The sequence below is a fragment of the Pedobacter agri PB92 genome (assembly GCF_000258495.1).
In the GTDB taxonomy this organism is placed as follows: Bacteria; Bacteroidota; Bacteroidia; order Sphingobacteriales; family Sphingobacteriaceae; genus Pedobacter; species Pedobacter agri.
Genome location: NZ_AJLG01000264.1, coordinates 1 through 4,827 on the forward strand (window position 1 = coordinate 1; position 4,827 = coordinate 4,827).

At 39.2% G+C, this 4,827-nt stretch carries 3 protein-coding genes; all 3 read right to left on the reverse strand.

The genetic code is table 11. The features are described 5' to 3' along the window. The coding region (locus ON09_RS22605) for a PorP/SprF family type IX secretion system membrane protein (protein ID WP_238533788.1) at positions 1-826 on the reverse strand (826 nt) is incomplete at its 3' end. A 10-nt stretch (positions 827-836) separates the two neighbouring features. Beyond that, positions 837-2,129: a gliding motility-associated C-terminal domain-containing protein gene (locus ON09_RS22610; RefSeq protein ID WP_010603344.1), complete on the reverse strand. Its 1,293-nt coding sequence runs from the start codon at positions 2,127-2,129 to the stop codon at positions 837-839. Positions 2,130-2,133: 4 nt separating this feature from the next. Further along, positions 2,134-4,653: a DUF11 domain-containing protein gene (locus ON09_RS22615; protein ID WP_157259056.1), complete on the reverse strand. Its 2,520-nt coding sequence runs from the start codon at positions 4,651-4,653 to the stop codon at positions 2,134-2,136. Between the last annotated feature and the right edge of the window lie 174 nt (positions 4,654-4,827).

A 4,827-nucleotide genomic window follows, 5' to 3' on the forward strand; every position in this document is an offset into this window, starting at 1 on the left:
TTTGAATGGCAGCAACTGCCGAGTTTCTTGGCGTGAGGTCTCTTTGTAAATAACTTTTATCATAAAGTTTCACTCCTGTACGATAAGATCCACCCACCCATAAAAACTCTTTGATCAACAAGAAAGCATTCACATCTAAACTGGTTGGTCCGCCCCGGTCATCTTTCAAAAGGAAAGATGGTTTTACCTGGAAGTTTTCATTAATCGGAAACAAAGCGCCTGCTGTTAAGTAGTAATGTGGCTTTGGTTGAGGAATGAAAGCATATCGATCGATATTGATGTAAGTAGCAATCAGGTTATCAGCAGAGAAGCCGGCATAAAATTTATCATTTGCAAAATAAACACCTGCCCTCGCATCTGGTACAATGGTACTTTGAACGCCTACCGGTTGAAAAGGCTCCGGATCGTTCGGGTTTAACATCGACCCATCAATGCCTAATTGTACCATCCCCACCCCTAATCCTAGTGCCAACCTCGAACTTCCGTCATCATTTAAACGAATCCGGTAAGCATAGTTTCCGTAAACAGCCAGGTTGGTTTGTGCACCAAGTTTATCACTTGATACCTGAAGGGCTAACCCCACATTTCCACTGTTGGCAATGGCATCAACAGCAAGCGACATACTTTTCGGCGCTCCGGTAATGCCCGTCCACTGGCTCCGGTAAAAACTGTGCACATTCAAAACCTCTTTATAACCTGCATAAGCCGGGTTAATGTAAATGCCGTTGAACATGTACTGGCTATATTGGGCATCTTGCTGAGCCGAAACGGGCATCGCAAAGAATAAAATGAAACACCCAATTATCAATAATAATTTCTTCATCATCACCTTAGCCTTAATTTTTAAATGCACGAATTAATGTAATATATCCTTTAAACACCTGCCAAGGAGCTGAAGCGTTTTCTTTAACCCGAAGCAAATAGTAGTAAGTTCCTTCGTTTAAGCCTTCTCCCGACCAGTTATTTTGGTAATTGTTAGATTTATAAACTTCGTTACCCCATCGGTTTACAATTACCAGATCATTTTGAGCGAAAAGGTTCAGTCCGCGGATTTCGAATAAATCGTTTATGCCATCACCATTTGGTGTAAATAAATTAGGTACAAAAAGGTTATTCCCCGAAATAGAATGTTTTGTAAAAAATGCACCATTAGCTGCCATGTCTGCGCCAATTAAAACATTAGAGCGGGTATGAATGCCAAGCGCAGGATTAGTTCCGGATACGATATCCCAATTTGAATTGCCTAAATAACGGGCAATTGTCGCGGTAGCATCGACGAATTTAGATCCATTTGTATTCTGATTATGCTGAAGCGTGATCGTAGTTTGAACTGGAGCTGACGAGTAAATATTCCAGGTACGGTCCATCCCTTGCACCGAAGTAATTCCGGGAAGGTTAGCAGCTGAATAATTTTGAACACTTACATAAAGTTTAGCTGCCGCTTGTGGTGTTAAAGTTGCAGGGGTATAGTCACCTTCAGCAATACCTACAGGAAATACAAAAGCGGTATTGTCAGAAAATTCCTTAACCATATGCCCAGCGATGCTGTTTCCGGTAACCACCATTCTATTTTGGCTGTAGTTCGTAACTTTACCTGCAGCATTAAAGGCAAGATTATTTCCATTTAAGATGATGTTTGCGCCATTTGTAGCCAAATCGAGCGTACCACCGATATTAAGTGTTGCAGCTAACGCACCAGATGGATTCGCCGTGTTATAACCTGGATCAGCTACATCAGTTAAAGTAGCATTGTTTCTGTTTCTATGTTCAATGATCAGGTCGATAAAGTTGCTATTGTTACCATCAATCATGGTTGAACTGGCAGGCATATTCGGATAAAACGGATTATCTGCCGGATTATAAATTACAATTTTCCCAGATCCTGAAAACTTGGCTCCAGGTGCTATCCAAATGTTTTTGCTGTATATTTCTAATGTTCCGTTAATCACCCAGTTTGCATTCGGACCAAAGTAAGTTCCTTCAGCATATCGAGTTTCTGTATTACCAACGGATACAATCACTGCCGAATCATCGACAGTTTTGCTGCCTGCTCCTGTTTGCGCATAAATTTTAGAGCTACTGATCAACAGAAAAATCAAAAGCAGAATCGGTATAATTTTCTTTCTCATTTTCTTAGTTCTTGATAATTTTAGCAGGAAGCATTGGATTGGTAATGATGTTACACAAACGCACTTCGATAGTTACTTCTTTAGAGTAAATTGTACAACTGTTTGATGAAGTCAATTTAGCACGAATCTTTAGTTGATCACGATCAATTGACGGGCTGGTGAATTTAACCTCCGATCCTGTTGGTGTTACCTCATCAACAAAGGTGTTCGCAGTTAAGACAGACCAGCTGGAAGTATTCGTATTAAAATATTCCCAAACCACTGTGGTTGCATTACTTTGAATACTGATTGTTTTTGCATCATCAGCACATACGAAGAAATCCTCGGCCAAATTTTGGGTGATAATTGGTAATGCATAAACATCTACTCTGAAAGGCACTTTTGGACCAAAACAAGTTGTTCCGTTTTTAGTTAACCCTTCAGCAACGAAATAATTATAGGTACCTGCCGCAGTTGGATTTGGCACAGATGATAGTGGAGTAGTATCATTCGCATTGGCGAAGTAATACAATTGATTACCATTTGCTGCACCTGCTGGTGATAGTTGATTGTTAAAGGCAACAGGGCTTCCGGCACACCAGTTAAGATTATTTACTGTAGGCTGGGTTGTCACGATTTCCGTCAAGGTTTCCAACTTCAGGAAACATCCGGCAGCCATACCTTCTAAAACTGCATAGTATGCCGTTGGGTTACCATCATTTGTTACAGGAAAATTTTCCGAAATCAAAGAGGTGGTATAACCTGCAACCGCTGGACTCACCGAATAAAATTTGCTACCTAATGGATATGCTGAGGTGATAGTGCTACGCTGAATAGCGTTTCCAGGCGATGAACAAAATGCTTTGAACTGTTTTGTTCCATTATTCACCCCTACCGGACAATTATCGATAAAAGCCTGAGAAGGAACGATGTTCATTTGAAATGGATCACGAATTGGTGTATTTCCACAATCTGCATTGTACCCAATTACAAATCCATTGTTGATCGCAATACCAGAATTTGTACCTGTACCTTTAAAAGTACCATCTAAATTGATGACCAAACCACAGGCACCTCCGGTTGTCAGAATGGTACAATCGTTGGTAACCCTAATGCGGTATTTCAATTGGGCCAATATAGTATTTGGATCCGTTGGCTTAATTAAATTACCAACAGTCCACGTTAATTTACCACCAGGAGTGATGTTTGGATCTGTTGCACCAGATGGGTGCGACCAAACAACTGATGTACCTGAACCAACAGTTACATTCGAACTTACATAATGCACATTATGCGGCAAAGGTATTTCAACCACTCCATTACTTATCGGTTCGGTGCCTTTGTTGTAAATTGTTGACGTAAATTCAATCGTTTGATTTGGATCGACGGAATCATTATTAGAAACGCTTGATTGGTTTGCATTAAAAACCTGCACTTCCGGAATGTAGGCGTCAACGGCAAATACGATATTAAAGATGCTGTAGGTATCCTGTGTACTCCCGTATTGAAATCTTGTTGAAACTTGGTTATTACTAATAATGGAGTTGCCACTATTTGCCAGGTTAAACATACTCACATCAATTCCAGTGTTATTAGACAAATTGGGATTACGAGCATTACCGCCTGTAACAATACTGGAATTAAAAAAGTTATTACCAGTATTTCCAGTATGATTTAACGTGACCCATGCATTATTTGCCGCATTACGTATTTTGAAATAATCACCTGTAATATTTCGATCACCCTCACCCGCCATCATGCCCATTTTGATATTAACGGGGCCATTCTTCACTGCTTGAAAACCAGTAACTGGTAACTCAAGTGCGGTGGAAGAACTTCCTAATAAAAATGCATTCCCATCAAAAACTGTTATGTCCCTCCAAACCTTAGTTGGATTTTCATAAATAACAACCATTCCCCATCCTCCATAAAACCCTGTACCATCACTTGTACCCTCATTGATGGCAATGTCAGCAACGGTGTAATTTCCTATACCTTGAGCAATTACATAATCCGTAACATCTGCATAAGCAGAATACATTACACGATTACCGCTTGTTGGAAAATATATGTCGTTTGTACCTGCAGTTACCTCCTGATAGCCTCCATTTGGCCCTTTGAGCTTTACCTTTCTCTTGTTGAAGCTTTTTGTAACTCCATTTTTGGTTACATTAAAAACATTTGGACTATTATCATTATCATTATGAGCCCTACCTGTCCAATACAAACCAGCGAAAATGATTTTAGTGCATGCCGCATCTGTACCGAATTGCAAATCCGCAGACGATGAATTAAAAGTATTAGGATCATTATCAATATCGACATATTTCATTATACTACTGCTGTTATCGACATTATCATTATAGACTGATAAAGTTAGGTTTGTGTTTCCAACCATAACAAAATCACCCTGTAGATTATATGTTGCTTTACCTTTATAATTTCCTGGTGCTTTCTGAGAAGTACGCGGAGTAAAGGGAACTTGTTGAGAGTATGCAACGTGAGAAATTAGAACAGTTACAACAAATGCTATAACAATCTTCAAACTTCGACTTATTAATTTAGAACTGCTTTTCATTGAGGGTATTTAAGATGGAAGTTCCATTTCGAAATAAACAATTTCAATTTTTGTAGAAATTCCTTTAGTAGAGATTAAATCTTTAAAAAGTTCTTTTAGTTGATCAATATTCACCGAATCATAACTTTTTATCAAAATATA

Bases quoted from the DNA above. Each gene is read 5' to 3' on its own strand.
- ON09_RS22610 (WP_010603344.1), bottom strand. From the start codon at position 2,129: ATGAGAAAGAAAATTATACCGATTCTGCTTTTGATTTTTCTGTTGATC.